The 20,605-nt window shown below is 70.8% G+C and carries 28 protein-coding genes; 21 read left to right on the plus strand and 7 right to left on the minus strand.

The window, feature by feature from the left end; translation table 11 throughout:
• Positions 1-108 precede the first annotated feature (108 nt).
• Positions 109-1,962, minus strand: coding sequence for a glycoside hydrolase family 15 protein (locus AAW14_RS06190; RefSeq protein ID WP_265560683.1), 1,854 nt, complete (start codon positions 1,960-1,962; stop codon positions 109-111).
• A gap of 199 nt (positions 1,963-2,161) precedes the next feature.
• Complete coding sequence (locus tag AAW14_RS06195) at positions 2,162-2,941, minus strand: DeoR/GlpR family DNA-binding transcription regulator (RefSeq protein ID WP_265560684.1); 780 nt, start codon at positions 2,939-2,941, stop codon at positions 2,162-2,164.
• Positions 2,942-3,078: 137 nt separating this feature from the next.
• Here AAW14_RS06195 and AAW14_RS06200 point away from each other — a divergent pair, with 137 nt between their 5' ends.
• A complete protein-coding gene (locus tag AAW14_RS06200; RefSeq protein ID WP_265560686.1) occupies positions 3,079-3,978 on the plus strand; it encodes an SIS domain-containing protein in 900 nt (299 codons plus the stop codon).
• A 9-nt stretch (positions 3,979-3,987) separates the two neighbouring features.
• Entirely contained in the window at positions 3,988-4,872 is an 885-nt protein-coding gene (locus AAW14_RS06205; RefSeq protein ID WP_265560688.1) for a class II fructose-bisphosphate aldolase, read from the plus strand.
• A 240-nt stretch (positions 4,873-5,112) separates the two neighbouring features.
• On the opposite strand, the gene AAW14_RS06210 is transcribed toward AAW14_RS06205, so the two are convergent.
• Positions 5,113-6,255, minus strand: coding sequence for a methyltransferase (locus AAW14_RS06210; protein ID WP_265560690.1), 1,143 nt, complete (start codon positions 6,253-6,255; stop codon positions 5,113-5,115).
• A gap of 94 nt (positions 6,256-6,349) precedes the next feature.
• Here AAW14_RS06210 and AAW14_RS06215 point away from each other — a divergent pair, with 94 nt between their 5' ends.
• The 3 genes from AAW14_RS06215 to AAW14_RS06225 are packed head-to-tail and all read left to right on the plus strand — an operon-like array spanning position 6,350 to position 8,497.
• Entirely contained in the window at positions 6,350-7,039 is a 690-nt protein-coding gene (locus AAW14_RS06215) for an alpha-ketoglutarate-dependent dioxygenase AlkB family protein (RefSeq protein WP_265560692.1), read from the plus strand.
• The gene (locus tag AAW14_RS06220) at positions 7,036-8,274 is read left to right on the plus strand and encodes an ROK family protein (RefSeq protein WP_265560694.1); all 1,239 of its coding nucleotides are present in this window, start codon (positions 7,036-7,038) and stop codon (positions 8,272-8,274) included. Before AAW14_RS06215 ends, AAW14_RS06220 begins: the two co-directional genes overlap by 4 nt.
• Before the next feature lie 19 nt (positions 8,275-8,293).
• Positions 8,294-8,497, plus strand: a complete 204-nt coding sequence (locus AAW14_RS06225) for a hypothetical protein (RefSeq protein WP_265560696.1) — start codon at positions 8,294-8,296, stop codon at positions 8,495-8,497.
• A 240-nt stretch (positions 8,498-8,737) separates the two neighbouring features.
• Here the strand turns inward: AAW14_RS06225 and AAW14_RS06235 are convergent, their stop codons facing one another.
• Positions 8,738-9,322 (minus strand): DUF4865 family protein, encoded by a 585-nt coding sequence (locus tag AAW14_RS06235; RefSeq protein ID WP_265560698.1) that lies wholly within the window; start codon positions 9,320-9,322, stop codon positions 8,738-8,740.
• 55 nt (positions 9,323-9,377) lie between these two features.
• Entirely contained in the window at positions 9,378-9,938 is a 561-nt protein-coding gene (locus AAW14_RS06240) for a TetR/AcrR family transcriptional regulator (RefSeq protein WP_265560699.1), read from the minus strand.
• A 174-nt stretch (positions 9,939-10,112) separates the two neighbouring features.
• On the opposite strand from AAW14_RS06240, the gene AAW14_RS06245 reads away from it, so the two are divergent.
• The 3 genes from AAW14_RS06245 to AAW14_RS06255 are packed head-to-tail and all read left to right on the plus strand — an operon-like array spanning position 10,113 to position 13,317.
• Positions 10,113-10,400 (plus strand): SHOCT domain-containing protein, encoded by a 288-nt coding sequence (locus AAW14_RS06245; RefSeq protein ID WP_265560701.1) that lies wholly within the window; start codon positions 10,113-10,115, stop codon positions 10,398-10,400.
• On the plus strand, positions 10,397-11,146 hold the full coding sequence (locus AAW14_RS06250; protein WP_265560703.1) for an ABC transporter ATP-binding protein: 750 nt from the start codon (positions 10,397-10,399) through the stop codon (positions 11,144-11,146). The genes AAW14_RS06245 and AAW14_RS06250 overlap by 4 nt, the downstream gene beginning before the upstream one ends.
• Positions 11,143-13,317 carry an ABC transporter permease gene (locus AAW14_RS06255; protein WP_265560705.1) on the plus strand — a complete coding sequence of 725 codons (2,175 nt, stop codon included), beginning with the start codon at positions 11,143-11,145 and terminating at the stop codon, positions 13,315-13,317. The genes AAW14_RS06250 and AAW14_RS06255 overlap by 4 nt, the downstream gene beginning before the upstream one ends.
• Positions 13,318-13,343: 26 nt before the next feature.
• Here AAW14_RS06255 and AAW14_RS06260 read toward each other — a convergent pair whose 3' ends face one another.
• The gene (locus AAW14_RS06260) at positions 13,344-14,678 is read right to left on the minus strand and encodes an integrase (RefSeq protein ID WP_265560707.1); all 1,335 of its coding nucleotides are present in this window, start codon (positions 14,676-14,678) and stop codon (positions 13,344-13,346) included.
• 428 nt (positions 14,679-15,106) lie between these two features.
• Positions 15,107-15,523, minus strand: a complete 417-nt coding sequence (locus tag AAW14_RS06265; RefSeq protein WP_265560709.1) for a hypothetical protein — start codon at positions 15,521-15,523, stop codon at positions 15,107-15,109.
• A 198-nt stretch (positions 15,524-15,721) separates the two neighbouring features.
• Here AAW14_RS06265 and AAW14_RS06270 point away from each other — a divergent pair, with 198 nt between their 5' ends.
• The 13 genes from AAW14_RS06270 to AAW14_RS06330 all read left to right on the plus strand — a co-directional run bounded on the left by AAW14_RS06270 (position 15,722) and on the right by AAW14_RS06330 (position 20,583).
• Positions 15,722-15,973 carry a helix-turn-helix domain-containing protein gene (locus AAW14_RS06270; RefSeq protein WP_265560711.1) on the plus strand — a complete coding sequence of 84 codons (252 nt, stop codon included), beginning with the start codon at positions 15,722-15,724 and terminating at the stop codon, positions 15,971-15,973.
• Position 15,974: 1 nt separating this feature from the next.
• Entirely contained in the window at positions 15,975-16,298 is a 324-nt protein-coding gene (locus AAW14_RS06275) for a hypothetical protein (RefSeq protein ID WP_265560713.1), read from the plus strand.
• Between the two features lie 105 nt (positions 16,299-16,403).
• Positions 16,404-16,670, plus strand: a complete 267-nt coding sequence (locus tag AAW14_RS06280) for a hypothetical protein (protein WP_265560715.1) — start codon at positions 16,404-16,406, stop codon at positions 16,668-16,670.
• Entirely contained in the window at positions 16,667-16,840 is a 174-nt protein-coding gene (locus AAW14_RS06285) for a hypothetical protein (protein ID WP_265560717.1), read from the plus strand. The genes AAW14_RS06280 and AAW14_RS06285 overlap by 4 nt, the downstream gene beginning before the upstream one ends.
• Positions 16,837-17,172, plus strand: a complete 336-nt coding sequence (locus AAW14_RS06290; protein WP_265560719.1) for a hypothetical protein — start codon at positions 16,837-16,839, stop codon at positions 17,170-17,172. Before AAW14_RS06285 ends, AAW14_RS06290 begins: the two co-directional genes overlap by 4 nt.
• Positions 17,169-17,453, plus strand: a complete 285-nt coding sequence (locus AAW14_RS06295; RefSeq protein ID WP_265560720.1) for a hypothetical protein — start codon at positions 17,169-17,171, stop codon at positions 17,451-17,453. The genes AAW14_RS06290 and AAW14_RS06295 overlap by 4 nt, the downstream gene beginning before the upstream one ends.
• Positions 17,450-17,824: a hypothetical protein gene (locus AAW14_RS06300; protein WP_265560722.1), complete on the plus strand. Its 375-nt coding sequence runs from the start codon at positions 17,450-17,452 to the stop codon at positions 17,822-17,824. Before AAW14_RS06295 ends, AAW14_RS06300 begins: the two co-directional genes overlap by 4 nt.
• Position 17,825: 1 nt before the next feature.
• A complete protein-coding gene (locus tag AAW14_RS06305; protein WP_265560724.1) occupies positions 17,826-18,314 on the plus strand; it encodes a hypothetical protein in 489 nt (162 codons plus the stop codon).
• A 106-nt stretch (positions 18,315-18,420) separates the two neighbouring features.
• Positions 18,421-18,639: a hypothetical protein gene (locus AAW14_RS06310; protein ID WP_265560726.1), complete on the plus strand. Its 219-nt coding sequence runs from the start codon at positions 18,421-18,423 to the stop codon at positions 18,637-18,639.
• Positions 18,640-18,730: 91 nt separating this feature from the next.
• The gene (locus AAW14_RS06315) at positions 18,731-19,093 is read left to right on the plus strand and encodes a hypothetical protein (RefSeq protein WP_265560728.1); all 363 of its coding nucleotides are present in this window, start codon (positions 18,731-18,733) and stop codon (positions 19,091-19,093) included.
• Positions 19,090-19,581, plus strand: coding sequence for a hypothetical protein (locus tag AAW14_RS06320; protein WP_265560730.1), 492 nt, complete (start codon positions 19,090-19,092; stop codon positions 19,579-19,581). The genes AAW14_RS06315 and AAW14_RS06320 overlap by 4 nt, the downstream gene beginning before the upstream one ends.
• Positions 19,582-19,687: 106 nt before the next feature.
• Positions 19,688-20,074: a DUF6915 family protein gene (locus tag AAW14_RS06325; RefSeq protein ID WP_265560731.1), complete on the plus strand. Its 387-nt coding sequence runs from the start codon at positions 19,688-19,690 to the stop codon at positions 20,072-20,074.
• On the plus strand, positions 20,071-20,583 hold the full coding sequence (locus tag AAW14_RS06330; protein WP_265560734.1) for a hypothetical protein: 513 nt from the start codon (positions 20,071-20,073) through the stop codon (positions 20,581-20,583). Before AAW14_RS06325 ends, AAW14_RS06330 begins: the two co-directional genes overlap by 4 nt.
• Positions 20,584-20,605 lie beyond the last annotated feature (22 nt).

Below are 20,605 nucleotides of genomic sequence, written 5' to 3' on the forward strand. Positions count from 1 at the left end.
GTGAGTGTGCCCCATGGAGTGCGCTGCGGGTCCCCCAGAGCCGTACCGGAAGCCGCACGCGGTTCCAGGGTTGGCGAGCCCGAGCCGCGCGATGCGAAACCGGGGTCGTCAGCCCAGGGCCCGGTCCAGGTTGAACGCCGCGCTGATCAACGCGAAGTGCGTGAACGCCTGCGGGAAATTGCCCTGTTGCTCGCCGGTGTGGCCGATCTCCTCGGCGTACAGGCCGAGGTGGTTGGCGTAGGTCAGCATCTTCTCGAAGGCCAGCCGTGCCTCGTCGATGCGGCCCGCCCGGACCAGTGCCTCGACGTACCAGAACGAGCAGATGGAGAACGTCCCCTCGTCGCCCCGCAAACCGTCCGGGCTCGCCTGCGGGTCGTAGCGGTAGACCAGGGAGTCGGAGACCAGGTCCTGGGTGAGCGCGTCGAGCGTGGAGAGCCACTTGGGGTCGGTGGGCGCGATGAACTTGGCCAGCGGCATCATCAGCAGCGCCGCGTCGAGCACGTCGCCGTCCTCGTGCTGGACGAAGGCCCGGCGCACATCGGACCAGCCCCGCTGCATGATCCGGCGGTAGATGGTGTCGCGGGTCCGCTGCCAGCGGGCCAGGTCGGCGGGCAGGCCGCGGCGGTTCGCCATCCGGATGGCCCGTTCGATCGCCACCCAGCACATCACCCGCGAGTACAGGAAGTTCTTGCGGCCGCCGCGGGTCTCCCAGACGCCCTCGTCCGGCTGGTCCCAGTGGTCGCAGACCCAGTCCACCAGCGAGCAGACGTCGTCCCAGTGTTCGCTGGAGATGGGCTGCGCCCATTTGTCGTAGAGATAGATCGAGTCGATGAGGGCGCCGTAGATGTCGAGTTGGAGCTGGTCGGCGGCGGCGTTGCCGACCCGTACCGGCGCGGATCCCCGGTGCCCCTCCAGGTGGGGGAGTTCCCGCTCGGGCAAGTCGGTGCGGCCGTCGATCCCGTACATGATCTGCAGAGGGCCGGAGGGGCCGCCGGCGCCGGGAATGATGTGCTGGGTCACGAACTTCATGAACGCCTCGGCCTCCTCGGTGAAGCCCAGGCGCAGCAGGGCGTAGACGCAGAAGGCCGCGTCGCGCACCCAGACGTACCGGTAGTCCCAGTTGCGTTCGCCGCCGACCTGCTCCGGCAGGCTCGTGGTCGGCGCGGCGACGATCGCCCCGGTCGGTGCGTAGGTGAGCAGTTTCAGCGTGAGGGCTGAGCGGTGCACCATCTCCCGCCAGCGGCCGCGGTAGCGCGAAGCGTGCAGCCAGCGCCGCCAGTACGCCACTGTGGTTTCGAACTGCCGCTCCGCCTCGGCCCGTGCGCACATGCGCGGCGCCAGCTCGGTACCGACCTGGTCCAGCGAGAACACCGCCGACTCGCCCTCTGCGAGTTTGAAGTCCGCCCATACGTCCCTGTCGTCGCCCTCGAGGGGCATGGTGGCGGTGAGGGCGAGCGACATGTCGACGGCTTCGAAGACCGCCACGTCGCCGAGCAGCCGGAGGGTGTGCCTCTGTGCGCCGTAGTCGAACCGCGGAGCCACCCGCACCCGGAACGGGATCGAACCGCGCACGCACAGGACCCGGCGGATCAGCCGGTGCCGATCGGTCTCGACGCACCCCGCGCCGACGGGCATGAAGTCCTGCACCTCGCCTACGCCGTCCTCGGTGAAGAACCTCGTGATCAGGACGTTGGTGTCGGGGAAGTAGAACTGCTTGGTCCGCGCCGGCACGGTCGCGGTGAGCTCGAAGGACCCACCGCGCTCCGCGTCCAGGATCGCGGCGAAGACGCTCGGGGCGTCGAAGGAAGGGCAGCAGTACCAGTCGATGGTCCCGTTGGTGCCCACCAGAGCCACACTGCGGAGATCACCGATCAGACCGTGCTCGGCGATCGGCAGGTACCGGGAGCCTCCGGGCGGGTACCGCTCCCCGGAGCCGTTCCGCTCGCTCGGCGTCTCGGCCATCACAGCCTCCTTGACCACCCCGCACGCGCACCGCAGGTACCAGCTTAGGCACACGCGGAGGCGGCAGCGCGGGGAGTCGAGCGCCGGGGCACGACCCGCCGCCGGGGCCGGGCGCGACGCGAGGGGTGCGCGCTCGTGCCCGGGGCGGCCACCCTTGTTTTCCCCCGCTGTCTCCGTCCGGCGCCGGCGGTGCCCGGTGTCAGACCGCGAGCACCCGCAGGCCCGCCTCCTCGAAACGCCGCACCGTGTCCGCCCCCGCCGCCGAGTCCGTGACCAGCGTGTCCACCGACTCCGCCGCGCAGATCCGAGCGAACGCCCGCTGCCCCAGCTTGCTGGAGTCCGCCGCGACGACAACGCGCTCGGCCCGCTCGCACAGCAGGCGGTTGATCGCGGCCTCCGCCTCGTCGTGCGCCGCCGCGCCGTGCACGACGTCGAAGGCGACCACGCCGAGCACGGCCACGTCCAGGGTTATCTGCCCGAGCACGCCGCCGGCGAGAGGGCCGATGAGCTCGTACGACTGCGGGCGCGCCACCCCGCCGGTCACCACGATCTTGAACTGGGGGCGCACCGCCAGCTCGTTGGCGATGTTCAGTGCGTTGGTGACGACGGTCAGCGCGGGGGAGCCCGACGCGAGGTCGCCGCGCACCGCCAGGGCCCGTGCCACCTCCGTCGTGGTCGTTCCCCCGGTGAGGCCCACCGCCTCGCCGGGCGCGATCAGATCGGCCACTGCCTTCGCGATGCGCTGCTTCTCGGAGGCGTGACGCGCCGTCTTGTAGCGCAGAGGCAGCTCGTACGAGACTCCGTGCACCACCGCGCCGCCCCGTGTGCGCACCAGCATCTGCTGCTCCGCGAGCTGGTCGAAGTCACGGCGGATCGTCGCGGCCGACACGGCCAGCTCGGCCGCTGCCTCCTCGACGTCCAGCCGGCCCCGCTCGACGAGCAGTTCCAGCAGCGTCTTCCAGCGGGCGTCGCGCGACATCCGCACTCTCCGTTTCCTCGATCTCCCGCGACCCTAGCGCACCTTGCTCTCACTCCAATGCTTGATTGTGCTTGAAAGCTGCCTATATCTTGCAAGAATAATCATCGCGAGATGTGGACAGCTGGGAGGGGCAGGGCATGACATACGTCGAGGCCGAACTGAACAGCCAGCCGGAGTGCTGGGCTCGCGTCGCCGCCGACGCCGACGCGCACAAGGACGCGCTTCCCGCGGTGGGGGAGCGGGTCGCGATCGTGGGGTGCGGAACCTCGTACTTCATGGCCCAGTCCGCGGCCGCGCTGCGCGAGCGGTCCGGACAGGGCGAGACGGACGCCTTCGCCGCCTCCGAGTTCCCTTACGGGCGGCCCTACGACCGCGTCGTCGTCCTCACCAGGTCCGGCACCACCACCGAGGTCCTCGACCTCCTCGACCGGCTTCGGGGCCACACACGGACCGCCGCGATCACCGCCGACCCGCACACACCCGTGATGGAGCGCGCCGACGACGTGGCCGTGCTCGGCTTCGCCGACGAGCGGTCCGTGGTGCAGACCCGATTCGCCACCACGGCCCTCACTCTGTTCCGTGCCCACCTCGGTCTGCACACGGACGCGGTGGTCGCCGACGCTCGTACCGCACTCCGGTCCCCGCTGCCCGAAGGGCTCGTCGATTGCACGCAGTTCGCCTTCCTCGGCCGCGGCTGGACCGTCGGGCTCGCGAACGAGTCCGGGCTGAAGATGCGCGAGGCCGCGCTGGCCTGGGCGGAGGCCTATCCGGCGATGGAGTACCGGCACGGGCCGATCAGCGTCACCACCCGAGGAACCGCCACCTGGATGCTCGGCGAGCCGCCGGAGGGCCTCGCCCGGCAGGTGCGGCAGACCGGGGGACTGTGGGTGGCCGGCGGCCTCGACCCGCTCGCCGAACTCGTCCGCGTCCAGCGGCTCGCCGTCGCCGTGGCCGCCGCCCGTGGGCTCGATCCCGACCGTCCGCGCCATCTGACCCGTTCGGTCGTCCTCACCCCCGCCGATCCGGACGCCCGATGAGGAGGAGCCGTGACCCTCGCAGCCACCGGTGACCTGGTCGCCGCTGCCGCCGCGGCGCGCAGCGCCGTCGCCGCCTTCAACGTCATCACGCTCGAGCATGTCGAGGCCGTGATCGCGGGCGCGGAGAGCGTCGGCGCCCCGGTCGTGCTCCAAGTCAGCGAGAACGCCGTCAAGTTCCGCTACGGGCGCCTGCTCCCGCTCGCCCGCGCGACGGTCGCGGCGGCCGAACGTGCCGCAGTACCCGTCGCCCTGCACCTCGACCACATCCAGAGCGACGATCTGCTGCGTCAGGCGCCGGGCGCCGGATTCAGCTCCGTGATGTACGACGCGGCCCGGCTGCCGTACGAGGAGAACCTCGCCGCCACCCACGCCGCCGTCGACTGGGCCCATGCCCAAGGGATCTGGATCGAGGCGGAGTTGGGACGGATCGGCGGCAAGGACGGCGAACCGCCGCCCGACCCGCACGCACCCGGCGCCCGGACCGACCCCGGCGAGGCCGCCGCCTTCGTCGCCGATACGGGGGTCGACGCGCTGGCGGTCGCCGTCGGGAGCACCCATGCGATGACCACGCGCACGGCCGCGCTCGACCACGGTCTGCTCAAACGGCTGAGCGCCGCCCTCGACGTACCGCTCGTGCTGCACGGCTCCTCCGGGCTGCCGGACGACGAGCTGACGGCGGCCGTCGCGGGCGGCATCGCGAAGGTAAACATCGGGACCGCCCTCAACGCCGCGATGACCGGGGCGATCCGGAGCTTCCTCGCCGAGCACCCCGAGGCGGTCGACTCGCGCCGATACCTCGGTGTGGGCCGGGAGGCGATGACGCGCACCGTGGCCCGTCTCGTCAGCGTCCTCAGGGATGGTGGGGGCCGCACGCCGGCACACGGGACACCGTGAGCGGGTACGGGGGTTGCGCGCACCACGCGGGAGACGGAGGCGCACCTCGGTGAACCGTCCGTCGTCGTGGAGGGCGGCGCTGTGCCGGATGCACCGCGCCGCGGAGCCGGCCCCCGAAGACGTGCCGCCGCGAACGGCACGCCGCCGCGCATGGCACTCCGCCAGGCACAACACGCCGCCGCGCGCGGTGCACGGCACGCCGCCACGCGCCACGCGCCGGGCCCGGAAGCTCTGGACCCGCTACTGCTTCACGGCCTTGAGGATCACGAACTTCGGGTCGCTCGCAACCAGTTCACTGTTGCCGAAGAGACGGCGCAGCTTCACGTGGTAACCCAGGTGGCGGTTGCCGATCACCCACAGCTCGCCGCCCGGCCGCAGGGCGCGCCGCGCCCCGGTGAACATGCGCCGGGCGGTCGCGTCCGTCGTTGCCTGGTGGGAGTGGAACGGCGGGTTGTTGAGGACCAGGTCGACTCCGGCGGCGGGCATCCCGGACAGGCCGTCGCCGACATGGAACTCCGCCACGCCCTGTGCGTTGTCCCGGTACGTCGCCTCCGCCGAGGCCACCGCCTGGTACGACTCGTCGACGAACAGCACCTCGGCCTCGGGGTTGGCCAGCGCGGCGGCCAGCCCCACGACGCCGTTGCCGCAGCCGAGGTCCACGATCCGCTCGGCGCCCCGGCCGCTCGGCAGATGCCGCAGGAGGAACCGGGTCCCGACGTCCAGACGGTCGGCGCAGAAGACGCCCGCGTGGTTGGTGACCGTCCGTCCGGACAACGGCCCGATGCCGTCGGGGAGTTGATAGCGGTACGGCCACGGGTTGGCACCCCGTTCGAGTCCCGGGTCGGGGGTGCAGAAGATGAGCCGGGCCTTCTGCTCGGCGAGTGAGGTGCGGGTCGGTCCGAGAATCCGCTCGAACAGGCGCAGCGTCGAGGTATGGATCTCCCTGACCATCCCCGTGCCGATCACCACCGTCCCCTCGTGCACGCCCGGCGCCAGCCGGTGCAACTGGTCCTCCAGCAGCGCCAGGCTCTTGGGGACCCGAACGAGCAGGAGGTCGACGCGGGACGGCGTGGTGTCCTGGGTGGTCAGGAGCCGCACGCCGTCCGGGTCGGTGCCGTTCCGCAGGAGATTCGCCCGGGTCGCCTCACGGGACAGGAACGAGTCGGTGATCTGCGTCGGGCGGTGCTCCGCGAGCGCCGTGGTCAGCGCACCCCACCGGTCGCCGACGACCACGACCGCGCCGGTCAGCGGGGTGCGGCTCGCCGCGAGGTGCCGTAGCAGATACGCGTCGGACGCGTCCCAGGCGCGCAGCCGGTCACGGGGATCCTCGGGGAAACGGGCCAGCGTGCAGGTGCCCCAGGGCGTGGTCAAACGGTCGTTCATCGTGTGTCCAGGCTAGCCGAGCCACGGATGGGCCCCCGTCCCCGGCCGCTCCGTGCGCACCCGTCGGCCGGGCCGGATGCGTGATGATGGGGCCATGGACGCCGAGTTGTTCCCGCGAAGCCGCAGGGAAGTCGCACCCGGCGCGGTCCATGTGCCGGACTGGCTGGACGCCGACCGCCAGAGCCGGCTCCTGCACGCCTGCCGGGAATGGGCCGGGCCGCCCGCCGGTCTGCGGACCGTGCACACTCCCGGCGGCGGCACGATGACCTCCCGGCAGGTCTGCCTCGGCCGGCACTGGTATCCGTACGGGTACGCCCGCACGGTCGTCGACGGCGACGGCGCCCCCGTGAAGCCGCTGCCTCACTGGCCGGCCGCGCTGGGCCGCGAGGCGGTCGAGACCGCCCGCGGCCCGCACGCGGCGCCGCCCGAGCCGTACGACATCGCCCTGATCAACTTCTATGCCGCGGACGCCCGCATGGGCATGCACCGCGACAGCGACGAGAAGTCCGACGCCCCGGTGGTGTCGCTGAGCCTCGGCGACACCGGTGTCTTCCGCTTCGGCAACACGGAGACCCGGGCGCGCCCGTACACGGACGTCGAACTGCGCAGTGGGGACCTGTTCGTCTTCGGCGGGCCGGCGCGGCTCGCGTACCACGGGGTGCCGCGGGTGTGTCCGGGGACGGCACCTCCCGCGCTGGCGCTGGCGGGTCGGCTGAACATCACGCTGAGGGTCGGCGGCTTCGGGCCGGACCCGGAGCGGATCATGGGAGACTCGCCCTCATGAACGGCAAGTCGGGCCCCCATGCGGCAGGGGAAGGGAACACACGGACGCGGCTGGACCGGGGACGCGGCGCGCTCGGTCCCGCGCTGGAGCTGGTGCACACCGGACGTGCGCCGACGCGTGCCGTGCTCACCGCCGAGCTGGGTGTCACCCGCGCGACCGCCGGAGCGGTGGCCGCCGAGCTGGAGGCGCTGGGTCTGATCCGGGTCGACGCTCACCCGGGTGCCGCCTCCGGTGCGCAGGGCAGGCCCTCGCACCGGCTCGAGGTCGCCGAGGACGGGCCCGTAGCGCTCGCCGCCCAGGTGCACGCGGACGGCTTCCGGGCTGCCCTCGTCGGGCTCGGCGGCCGGATCGTCGCGACCGCGCCGGGCTGTGAGACCGTGGACGCCGACCCGGCGAAGGTGCTCGGCTCGGTGGTCGAGGCGGGCGCCGAGCTGCTGCGCGAGACCGGGCGGCGGTGTGTGGGCGCCGGGCTCGCCGTGCCCTCGGCGGTCGCCGAACCCGAGGGTCTCGCGCTCAACCCGCTGCATATCGCCTGGCCGGCGGGCTCTCCCGTCCGGGAGATCTTCGCCGAGTGCGTGCGCGCCGCGGGCATCGGGGGGCCCGCCTTCGCCGCCAACGATGTCAACCTTGCCGCCCTCGCCGAGCACCGGCACGGCGCGGGCCGCGGCTCCCGGGACCTGCTGTGCGTGGCCACCGGGCACCGGGGTGTGGGCGGTGCGCTGGTGCTCGACGGACGGCTGCACACCGGCAGTTCGGGGCTCGCGCTCGAGGTGGGGCACCTCACCGTCAACCCGGAGGGACGGCCCTGCCACTGCGGCAGCCGCGGCTGCCTCGACGTGGAGGCGGATCCGCTGGCCTTCCTCGAGGAAGCCGGTCGCGAGGCCGGTCCCGAGGTCTCCCAACTCCAGCAGGCCAACGACCTCGTCCGGACGCTGTTCCCGGCCGACCCGGCCGTCCGCGCCGCCGTCGAGGTACTGATCGACCGGCTGGGCCTTGGCCTCGCCGGGCTGGTCAACATCCTCAACCCGGACCGGATCATCCTCGGCGGACTGCACCGTACCCTGCTCGACGCCGACCCCGAGCGGCTGCGCGCCGTCGTCGCCGACCGCAGCCTGTGGGGCCGCAGCGGCGGAGTCCCCATCCTTGCGTGCACACTCGACCACAACAGCCTGGTGGGGGCGGCCGAACTGGCGTGGCAGCCCGTGCTGGACGATCCGCTGGCGGCACTGGCCTGAGGGCCGGTGCGGCAACGAGGTGCTGGTCGGGCGCGCCGAACACATCTCGCTCGTCGGCCCGTTCACGGTGGATGTGTTCCTCGCCCACCCCGTGACCGCCCGGACCGACGAGCGCGTCGTGCACGGCACGGCCGAGTGCGTCGAGCCGGTCACGGTCGGCCATCACGCGTCGATCCGGACGGAGGGCATGTCAGCGGTACTCCTGGGAAAGGTGGGCGCGTGACGGACCGTCGAAGGCGAGGTGGCAGCCCGCCTCGGCGGCCTGGCGGGGCGGTGCACCACGGTGTCGTGGGAGCGTGGGAGCGGTTTGAGGTGGCCGAGGGTCACCCGGTGCGCCTCGACCTCCAATGTCCCGCAGCTCCTGGCCGGGCAGTTGGGGAGTGCCGAAGAACAGGTGGCCGTGCGCGTCGCATACGCCCGGGTTCCCGGGGGCGCACATCGCCGAGGACCGCAGGGACCGCTCTCACCACTGCCTGCCCCGCGGCAGGGCGTCCCGCCCGGGCGCCGACAGATGCAGCACCTGGAACATGTCCCCCGGGGTCTTGGGCATGTCGTGGTCCCACAGCGAGAAGTGGACGAACTCCCAGCGGCGCGTGTCGACGGCGGCCGCCGCGAGTACCGCACCGTCCTGTGAGGCCAGCCGCCCGGTCTCGCGGACGGCGTCGTCCATGACGGCGGACAGCGGTGTCCCCGGCGGGACCTCCTTCGTGCGCCGTACGGCGACCACGGCGGGGGAGGCGGCGGACCCGCCCTCCTCGTACGCCAGCCCCGTCCACTGCCGGACCTCGGGCCGCCCGAAGTCGTCGACGAGCCCCTGGAAGGCGCCGCCCCAGAGAAAGGAGTTCATGCCCTCGACGGTGTTCCAGAGGTAGAAGGGCCCGTACTGGTTGACCGGCGAGCGGTGCACTCCGCGCTCGCGCATCAGATACGTCTTGATCCCGAGTCCGTCCCAGTCGTCGAGCAGATGCCCGACCCGGGACACCCGGTCGCGGACGATTCCCATGTCGTAGTCGGCGGGCAGGGTCAGCTCGTACTGCATGGCATGCATCGGGTGCCTCCTAGGGCAGGGTGGTCCTCGGGCGCGACGTGCGCGTCCAGGCTCCTCAGGGGGTCGGGCGAAGGAGGGAGAGCAGGCCCCGTACCCCGGCGTCGAAGGCCGCCGGCGAACCCGACGCGCGGGCCAGCACATAGCCGCCCTGCACCGTGGCGAGGATCGTCGCCGCGATCTCCTCCGCGTCCAGCGACTGCGCGAACTGGCCCTGCTCCTTGCCCTCTTCGACGATTCCGGCGAGCTGCTCGCGCAGCCGGCGGACCGTCTCGTCGACCGGCGCCCGCAGCTCGTCGCTCGCGACCACGTCCGGGTCCATCGTCAGCCGCCCGATGGGGCAGCCGCGGAGCACATCGCGCTCGCGCCGCAGATACGCCTCGATCCGCTCGTACGGAGTCCCGGGTCCGTCGAGTACGCCCCGCGCGGTGGCGCGCATCTCCTCGGCGGTGCGGCGGATGGCGGCCAGCGCAAGATCGGGCTTGCCCTTGAAGTGGTGGTACATGCTGCCCTGGCCGGCGCCCGCGCGCTCCAGGATCGCCTTGGGGCTCGTGCCCACGTACCCGCGCTCCCACAACAGCTCGCGGGTTGACTCGATCAGTCGCTCCTGGGTGGTCATGACGTCACTGTACATACTAGTAGGTACAGAAGCGGGATCTCAGGAAGCAGCCGTCGCCCGCCCGCGTACTCCCGGCGAGGTACGCACAGTGCCGCTGGCCGTACGACGACCCGGACCTCCTGCCGGCGCCACTCTCGAGGCATCACCGCACAACCACCGAGGAGATGACCCGAGATGCAGACCCTGGCCCACTGGGACGGCGGTCCCGGTCCGTGGATCCTGTTCTTCCCGCTGCTCTGGGCGGCCGTCGTGTTCGGCGTCGTGACCGTCCTGCGCCGTACCGCCTGGCGGGGCCGCGGCGCCCCGTGGCGCGGTGCCGACGCCCGTCCGACGGGTGACTCGCCCATCGCCGTGCTCGGCCGCCGTTTCGCCTCCGGTGAGATCGACGAGGACGAGTACTGGCGCCGGCTCTCCGTCCTGGACGAGCAGTTCGGCCGCACGGGCAGGGGCGGTGCCGTATGAGCACCGAGACCGCGACGAAGACGGCCGCCGGGGTCACCGACGCCGTGAAGGTGTACGGCAGCGGTGACACCGCCGTACGTGCCCTGGACGGGGTGAGCGTCGGCTTCCCGGCCGGCCGCTTCACCGCGATCATGGGGCCTTCGGGCTCGGGCAAGTCCACCCTGATGCACTGCGCGGCCGGCCTCGACACGCTCACCTCGGGCTCCGCCTTCATCGGTGACACCGAGCTGAGCACCCTCGAGGACCGCCGGCTCACCCTGCTGCGCCGCGACCGGATCGGCTTCGTCTTCCAGGCCTTCAACCTGGTGCCGACGCTCACCGTCGCGGAGAACATCACGCTCCCCCTCGACCTGGCCGGCGCCCGCGGCGACCGGGAGTGGGTAGACGCCCTCGTCGACGTCGTCGGACTGCGCGACCGGCTCCACCATCGGCCCGCCGAACTCTCCGGCGGCCAGCAGCAACGCGTCGCCGTGGCCCGGGCGTTCGCCGGCCGGCCCGATGTCGTCTTCGCCGACGAACCCACCGGCAACCTCGACTCCCGCTCCGGCGAGGAGGTGCTGGGCCTGCTCGGCCGCGCGGTGCGCCACATGAACCGCGCCGTCGTCATGGTCACCCACGACCCGGTCGCCGCCGCCCACGCCGACGAGGTCGTCTTCCTCGCCGACGGGCGCCTGGTGGACCGTATGGAATCCCCCACGCCCGACAAGGTCCTCGACCGCCTGAAGGCCTTCGAGGCGCGGACATGAACGCTTCCCTGCGCCTGACCGTCGCCTCGCTGCGCGCCCACCGCAGGCGCTTCGCCGGTACGTTCCTCGCGGTGTTCCTCGGCGTTGCCTTTCTCGCGGGCACGCTCGTCATGGGCGACACACTGCGCGCGAGCTTCAGCACCATGTTCGGCGACGCGACCGCCGGCACCGACGCCGTCGTGCGCAGCGCCGACACCATCACGGCACCCGGCGAGAGCCAGGGCGTTCGACAGCCCGTCGACACCTCGCTGGTCCGCACGATCGAGAAGGTCCCAGGCGTCGCCGCGGTGGCGCCCAACATTGAGGGCCGGGGCCAACTCGTCGCCGCCGACGGCAAGCCCGTCGGCGGCCAGGGGCCGCCCACCATCGCGGGCAACTGGATCAACGACCCACGGCTCAACCCGTACCGGCTGGCAGAAGGCCGGGCCCCGGCGAGGAGCGGCGAGGTCGTGGTCAACCGGGGCGCCGCCAGGAGGGGGCACCTCAGGGTCGGCGACACCACGACCCTGCGCACCCCCGAACCCGTCAGGGTCACCGTCGTCGGCCTCGCTACCTTCGGCGGTGCGGACGGCATGGGGCAGGTGACCTTCACCGGGATGACGCAGGCCGATGCCGAGAAGTACCTCACCGCCAGGAGCGGTCAGGCCGCGAGTATCCAGGTGCGGGCCGGCCCCGGGGTCACCCAGCGCGGGCTCGTGTCCGCGCTGACGCCCGTGCTGCCCAGGGGAGTGGAGGCCATCACCGGGCAGGAGTCGGCGCAGGAGAACACCGACATGATCTCCAGCCGGTTCCTGACCCTCTTCACCTCCTTCCTCCTGGTGTTCTCCGGGGTCGCGCTGCTCGTGGCGACCTTCTCCATCCACAACACGTTCGCGATCGTCGTCGCCCAGCGCACCCGTGAGAACGCCCTGCTGCGTGCCCTCGGTGCCTCACGCCGTCAGGTCACCGTCTCCACCCTCGTCGAGGCGAGCGCGGTCGCCGTCATGGCGTCGGCGGTCGGGCTCGCGGGCGGCATCGGCATCGCGGCCGGACTGCAGGCCCTCTTCCCGGCGATCGGATTTCCCTTTCCAAAGGGCGACTTGGTGATCGGGGGCCTGTCCCTGCTGCTGCCCCTCGCAGTCGGTGTCGTGGTCTGTCTCGGCTCCGCCCTGCTGCCCGCCGTACGCGCCGGACGCACCGCGCCGCTGGCCGCACTGCGGGAGACCGCCGTCGACCGGTCGGGCGCCTCACGCGCCCGCGTCGTGGTGGGCGGTGCACTCGCCGCGTCGGCCGTTGTGGGCACCCTGGCCGGGGTCCTGGTGAGCCCGTCCCTCTGGCTCGCCGGCACGGGATCGGTACTCGCCCTCGCAGCCTTCGTGGTCCTCGGCCCGGTGGCCTCCTCGGCGGCCGTTCGCGCGCTCGGCGCTCCGCTCCACCGGCTGCGCGGTGTCACCGGCACCCTCGCGCGCCGCAACGCCCTGCGCAGCCCCCGGCGGACCGCGGCCACCGCGAGTGCCCTGATGGTCGGCGTCGCCGTCGTCTCGCTGTTCACGGTGTTCGCCGCGTCGCTAAAGGCCACCATGGACCAGACCGTCTCCCGGTCCTTCGCAGGTGACGTCGCCGTCAGCACCCCCTCCTTCGGTGCGGGCGGCAGCGGGCTCAGCCCCGGGCTCGCTCCCGCCATCGCGCGGCAGGCCGTCGTCGCGAACGCCGTCGGACTGGGCCGCGGAGTGGCGAAGGCCGACGGCAGTGGACGGGCCCTGACCGTCACCGACCCCGCCACCCTGGGCAGGGTCTTCGACCTCGGCACGGTTCGCGGCTCGCTCGCTCACCTCGGCACCGACGGCATCGCGGTCACCGAGAAGGAGGGCCGCGGGCAGCATCTGGCCGTTGGCTCCACCGTGCGTCTCACCTTCACCGACGGCACGACCGAACCCTTCACGGTCCGCGCGGTCTACAGCCGGTCCGAGCTCGTCGGGGACTACGTCATCACCCGTGCCGCCTGGGCCCCGCACCGCACCCAGGACTCGGACAGCCTCATCGCCGTCTCCTTCAAACCCGGCGTCGGCACGGCCCAGGGAAAGGCCGCGGTGCAGAGGGTCGCGGCCGAGTACGGCAATCCTTCGGTGCAGACCCGCGACGAGTACGCCACGTCCTCGGCGGGAGGCATCGACATGATGCTCACGCTTTAACCAATCCGACCCGCTGACCAGGGACTTCAGACCCCAGACTCCCCAACTGGGAGAATACTGGGAAACGGAGGCGCCCACCAGACACCCATCCCCCAGAACCTTTCCCACCGCTCCTGCAAGCTCTCCGCGATCGCCTCCTCCATCCGCGGAGTCAGATTGCTGTACAAGCCTTCAACGCCGGCCACCTCGTGGCCCATCCGCGTCTCGATCGCCGTGCGCGAATGCCCGTCCTCGTCGAGCCACTCACGGTGCCCGTGCCGCACCAGATAGAACCGCTTGCCCGCCATCTGCGGCACCGGCAGGATCTCCGGCCGGGCACTGTCCTTACGGCCGGTTCTCTCCGGCCAGCCGTCCCGCATCGGCACCCAGTAGCTGTCATACCAGTTCCGCGGCATCTCCCCGCCCTGAATCCCGGGGAACACCCACTCGCTGCCGTGCGACGCCAGCAAGACACAGTGCAGCTCGTGCAGGAACGGCGGAAGCACCAGCGTGCGATGCGAGTCGTACTTCGGATCCACCAGCGTTCGCACACCGTCGACGTACTGCTGCTGCCACTGCACGCGCAGCGCAGGCAACTTGGCCGGGCCGTACCGCTCCGAGGCGCCTGCCCGGCGGTCCGGGTCCGGATCGCTCGCCGGCCATGTGGGCGACGCGAACTCCCGCCGCAGCCCCCACAGCTCACCCGGGGGCCGCATGCCGGTGAACGCGGCCGTCCACACGCACACCCAGCCCGTGAAGCCCCAGATGGTGTAGGCGTTCCGGGCCAGATGGTGGAGGACTTCCATTTCCATCGGCCGTTTGGCCTCGCGCTTCTTCTTCGTGTACCTGCCGCGGCGGCCATGCTTGATGACGGGAGACTCGGCCCTCAGCTTGTACTTCACGACCGCATCGGTCATGAGCAGGTTGAACAGGCTCAGCAGCTGGTCGACGTAGTGGTGCGAGATCTCGCCCGCCGCAGCAGCCTTCTTCAGGCTCTTCTTCCAGGCGTCGTACTCCCACGCGGTGATGTCACCGACAGGCCGCTCACCCCAGTAGGGGATGATGCGGGCCCGCAGCCGGGACTTGTACCGGCCCATCGACATGGGCCGCAGATCCTGGGCCTCCCACCACATCCAGCAGTAGTCCTTCATCAGCGTCTTGGAGCTGGCGCGCGGGATGTGGGTGCCGTGCCGGACCTCGTGCTCGCGGTCCAGGCCGTAGTTGTAGGCCTCTTCCTCGTCCTCGAAGGGGACGCCAGGCTCCGGGCCTGAGGCGCTCTCGTACTTCCTTTTCCGGGTTGCCCTTCCGTCCGTGTCGAGGTGGTACTCGCCACCCCACCACTTCACGCGGATCGAGTTGCCGCGCACCTCAACGTAAGGCATGGGCTTCCCCCTTGGGTGCTGGGCGCGGCGGCTCGGCAGGTACCCCTACCGCCGAGACTCCGCGGCCGACCGCTCAGGTGCCGAGCCAGCAGTTCCGGCATCCCTCGCAGTCTCCTCCTACGCGCTTCACGATCTCGCGCATCGAACGCCGGGCCTTCTCACTCTTGACTATCTCGGGAGGCGCCACACAGATCATTCTCCCATTGGCCGGGCCTGCCCAACCTGCAAACTCCGGACCGACATCGACTATGGACAGACTGCTCCGCACAACTGGTCCCCCTTCCGGGTGCGATGGGGAACCCCCAAGGTGTTGTCACGACTGTGCCACGTTTCGCACCTGTTGGAACCACGGGTGACGAAAGTGACGCACGGAGTTGCCGTAACAAAAGTGTGACATCGAAAGGTTGTACGCCAAACGGCTGAACTTTCTAGATCACGCCTCGTTCGCGCAGCTCCCGCAGTACACGCTCGTTCAGCTCGGCGATCTCATCGCCCGTCAACGAGCCCTTCGTAGCAATGGCCGCAGTCTGAACCGCATCACCGACAAGCCGGGCGAGTTCGGACTTCGGTACGTCAGACACCTTCACGTCATCGACGTCGGCAATGGGTTCGCTGACGATGGGGTCGCCGCCGGCCAGGATGCGCAGGCAGCTGCCGGTGGCCCACTGAAGGGCTTCGTCGATCCCGGCGTAGGAACGGTCCCATACCTTCTGGCCCGCCTCGACCCGCTTCCACGTGTCCTTGGAGATGCCGCCGAGCTTGGCGGCAGGCTCGATGCCGAGCCGTAGCTCGGTGCGTCGCTTCTGTACGAGCACCGCCAGGCGCTCGGGGTCGGGGCTGGTCATGCGCACATCTTTGCAGGACCCGCTAGGACCAGCTAGGACCGGGCCAAAGGAGTCCGGAACGTAGCGGCTCAAAGGCGCACAGTGACCGGATTCGTGCTGACACGGCCGTTCGACACCCCAACCCGCCAGTAGCGATCTTCCGCTAACTTCTGCGAACTTCCGCTAGACATGGCCGCCAGCTTCCGCTAACTTCGAGGCATGGAATCAACCCCTACCACCTTCCAGGTGAAAGGGGCGGAAATCCGCAAGCTCCGCATGCAGGCAGGGCTGAGCACAGCAGAGATGGCCCGAAGAGCGCTCATAAGTCCGCGCTACCTCAACCACCTCGAAAACGGATACCGCACCCGCATGAGACCCGGTCCCTACCAGCGGCTCCGTCAAGCGTTCGGCCTGCCGGCCGACTCCACCCAACTCCTCACGCTCCCAGAGGACCCACCCGAGAAGAGGTGACATGCCCCCGCGTAAGGCTCCCCCCACGAAGCCCGTGCAGCTACTCGAACGCTTCCACAACGTCGGTGAAGCCGCAGTCCGAATGGGCTTCAAGACCCAGGCCGAACACGACGCAGGTAGCACCAAGGGCGAGCGCTGGCTCCGCGACGGCGCCAACCGTCCCGAAGACGGCAGCAAGGGCACGCCGTTCCCCCACGTGCGCATGAACGGCTGCCTCATGTTCAGCGACAGCGACCTCGCCGAGATCGCCGAGATGCACCGCAACGCCCCGACCCAGGGCGCCCGACGCGGCACTCGCCGTCGCCCGGCCCGTACCGCCGCCTAGCGGCTGCGGCCCCAACCGCCGGGCTTCCACACACCGGCAGCCGGGGCCCCGCGGCCTAGCCGCGCGATCCACCCCTCAACCCGTTTGAAACGAAAGGGGCTTCTCGTGAGTCCAGTATCCCTGACCGAAGCCGTGGTGATCGACCAGATCGATCTGTCCGAGGCGGCCGACAAGATCCGTCCGACGAACTCCGCTCTCGCTGACCTGCTGGAGGCCGTCGAGGACATCGACGCGGAGGGCCTCCACTCGATGGTGGAGTGGCCGAGCGGCGAGACCGAGTGCATCGACGAGTGCTCGCCGTGTGCTGCGAAGTACGCCGCCCAGACCGTCGCCGCTCAGTTCCTGCGCGCCATCGCTGGCGGTGCGCGATGAGCGACTTGACCCCGGAGCTGATCGCCGACATCGAGGAAGCGCTCCTCGGCGACTGGGACGACGAGGTCATGGCCATCGTCCGCCAGCCGTACACCGCCGGTGTCCTGCTCGCCTACGCCTGGCGCGACGGCGGCACCCACATCCCTGCCGAGATCGGGGGCGAGCGATGACCGCCGACCGTCTGACACCGCAGCGCGAAACCGAAATCCGGGAGCGGATCGCGAAGCGTACAGCCGAGTTCACCGAGTGGATGAACAAGTACAGCCCGATGCCGGGTCAGGAGATCTGCGAACGCGCCGAGGCCGTGCTGGAGGAGGACGTGCCTGCCCTCCTCGCCGAGCTGGCCGCGGTCCGCGCCGAACGCGACGCGCTGGCCAAGCGCCTGCACGACGCGGCGATGACCCGCACGTGGCGCAACGAGGACGGCAAGAAGTTCGTGTTCGTCGAGGACATCGCGCCCGCCCTGCTCGGCATCACGCCGGGGACGGAGGCCACGCGATGACCGCCCCGACTCCGCCCCGCCCCGTCGACACGCTCGAATCTCGTATCGCCGCCTCCCTGCAGTTGGAGGCCGATGTCCGCGCCATCGTCGCCCGGCAGCGGGCTTGTCAGACGCTCGCCGATGCCGCCGCCCACACGCATTCGCCGTCGGACCGACTCGCTTACGCCCTCGACGCCTGGCTGGTCGCCCACCCCGACGCGCCCGTGTCCACCCTCGCCGACTACCCGGCCTGGGCTGCCGCCATGGCCGCCACCAACCCCACACCCAAGGAGACGCCGTGAGCCTCGCCGAGATCTACCTGAAGGCCGCGGACATCATCCGCACCAACGGCCACGCGAAGGGGGACTTCTACAACATCCCCGAGTCCCAGGTCGGCGTCAGCCTCGGCCGTTGCGAGTGGCCCGTGTGCGCGGCAGGCGCCCTGTCAATCGTCGTCTTCGGGGACCCGCTCCCGCCCCGTGAAGGCCAGGACGGGCGCACCGAGTTCGATGCGGTCGTCGCCCGCCTGAACGCCCGCATCGAGGACTTCCACCTGTACGGCTTCGAGGGCGAGCCGCCCGTCTTGCGGCTGGCCGGTTGGAACGACGCCGACGAGCGCACCCCCGCCGACGTCATCGCCGCGTTCGAACGCACCGCCCGGGAGGTGGCCTGACATGGCGACCGCCCTGGAGCCCCTGCACGCGGAGGACGTCGAGGCGGTCCTCATCCGCCTGGACGCCGACTACCGCACCATCTACGGCCCCGACCTCAGCGCATGGTCGCGCGGCGTGCGAGGCGAGTACTTCGAGACGCTCCGTTCGCGCCGCACCATGGACCACGAAGCCAACCCCCTGCACCCGCGGAGGGCATCGGCTGCCCGTAGGCGCCGGCACCGCCGCCAGCTCGGCTACCGCATCCACCGCATCGCCCCGGGCGCCATCACGGTCCTGCTCACCCCGGTGTGGACGGATGTGCACGGGCCGATGGAGCGCGTGTTCGTCGTCACCGCCCGCAACGCCGACGGCCACCAGTTGAAGCTGCCCCGCGGCGGATCCAGGCAGATCGCCTCCCTCATGCAAGGCGCCTACCCGAACGCCAACTGGGACCGGACGCACACCTGGCGGGCCGACAGCAACCAGCTCACCGGCTGGAGGGCCTCGTGATCGCCGACCTGATCTTCGCGGCCTGGGTCGCGGTCCTCCTCCTCGCCGCAGCAGCCATCGACGTCACGCCCGCCGCCCGGCAGGAAGCACGGCGGGAGGACGACGAATGACCACCCCAATCCCGTCACCCCACCTGCCACCGACCGCGGGCCTGTTCAACGCCCTCGTCCGGCACGCCAACCGCCAACTCCGGGACCGCATCGCCGAACTCCGCGCGCTGCTCGACGACGCCCGCAACCACAACCACGAACTCCGCACCGCCCGCAACTACGCCGACACCGCAGCCGCCGGATACATCGACCGCACCTTCCTGGACGCGCCGTGATCAGCCTCCCAGGCCTGGTCGCCCTCGCCGGCTTCGCGTTCCTCGCCGCCTTCGGCACCCGCATCAGCAACCGGATCAATAGGAGGTCCCAGTGACCACCGCAACCATCGCCCCGACCGACGCCGAAATCGCCGACCTGTGCGACAAAGCCGCCGAGATCATCAAGGCGAACGGCTTCAACAAGCGGTACCTCTACGACACCCGTCAGGCCGCGGACGGGCGCCTGGTGCAACTGTGCCGGGTCGACATCATCGGCGCCCTCAACATCGCCGCCCACGGCACCCCCCGCTACGCCGGCAGCCCCCTCGTGTACGCGGCGGAACGCGCCCTCGAGAAGCGCATCGACCGCGCCTCCCTCGTCGTGTGGAACGACGAGAAAGGCCGCGACGCCGATGACGCCATCGCCCTGTTCAAGCAGACCGCGGCCGAGCTGAGGGCGGAGGCCGCAGCGTGAGCATCACCCAGGACCTCCGCACCCGCGCCCGGCACCGCGGCAAGACCCCGTGGCAACTGGTCAAGACGATCGGCCGCCTCGAGCGGGAAGCCGACGACAACACCTGCCAGATGGTCGCCATGGCCACCGAAATCGACACCCTGACCGCCGACCGCAACCGGCTGGCAGCCCAGCTCGACGAGACCGTCATCGCCCACCAGGCGACCATCGACGAGCTGATCGAAGAGCGGGACGGGCTCGCCGCCGAACTCGCCGCGTTGAAGCGCCGGTTCGCCGCCGACATCGCCATCGAAGCAAACGCGTACCGCATCGACGTGCCGCAGATCGGCCACCGCGACACCAGCGCGATCGAAGACCAGGCGACCACACCGATCGACGTGAAGCCCCTGTGGCAGGCGCTCGGCATCGGCACGGTCACCACCGTCGACACGGTCACGGTCATCGACAACCCGAACGCGGCCGACCCGGCGAACCTCCCGGCCGCCTGACTCCCGGCCGCCCGGCCGGACAGGTACGGGCGGCCGGTGAACAAGAAGCCCCGAGCGAAGCGACCGCCCGGGGTTCCCACCACCAAGGATCCCACGGAGAACACGCGTGAACTCCTGGCACCACGCCCAGAGCAGCGCCCGCAAATGGGGCGGCAGCCCCGACCTGTACCTGCCCATCCACGAATTCATCGACAGCAGCAAGCGAATCATCGGCGACGTCCGGCACCGCTCCCTGTACCACCACACCGAAGGCGTGTGGCTGTGCCAGCGCATCTTCGGCGTCACCCTCGACGTCCCCAAGCAGCGGACCACCGTCCAGGTCCCCGTCCGGCTCATCGCCGAACAACACGTCCTTGAGGACCTCGGCTGGCTCCCCTCGCCAGCGGACTACATCGACGGCATGCCCATCGCCGCATGGATGTCCGGCAGCCAGCGCAAGACCGTCCCCCTCTCCCACCTGCTCCTCAACCAGCCCACCGGAGGCACCCAGTGACCAGCGCCCGGAACTTCCTTGGCATCCCCGTCCAGGGCGACATCACCCCTGGCGCCACCCGCGTCGAGCAGAAGCCCATCGAGGAGCTTCAGCCGATCATCCAGGCCGTCCTCGACGACCCGACCATCGTCGAATTCGGGTGGCGGCAGTACACCCCGTACTTCAACGACGGCGACCCCTGCGAGTTCAGCGCCTACGGCCTGTGGGTCCGTACCGACGCCGACAAGGACGTCGACGACCAGTACGAGCTGGAGGTCTACAGCCACCCCAGCCTCGGCAAGGTATCGGGCAGTTGGGTCGCCAACCCCGAGAACCCTGGCGGCTCGAAGGTCTGGCAGGACAGCCCCTACGAGGGCCCCGATGAGGCCCGCTACCGCCGCTGCAAGGCGCTGTCTGCCGCAGTCGAGGGCGGCGCCTTCGAGCACGTGCTGCTGGAGGCGTTCGGTGACCACGCGCAGGTGACCGTTCGCCGCGACGGCATCGAAGTCGAGTTCTACCAGCACGACTGACCGCCTGACCACAACCGAAGAC

This window comes from Streptomyces hygroscopicus (assembly GCF_026168105.1).
In the GTDB taxonomy this organism is placed as follows: domain Bacteria; phylum Actinomycetota; class Actinomycetes; order Streptomycetales; family Streptomycetaceae; genus Streptomyces; species Streptomyces hygroscopicus_D.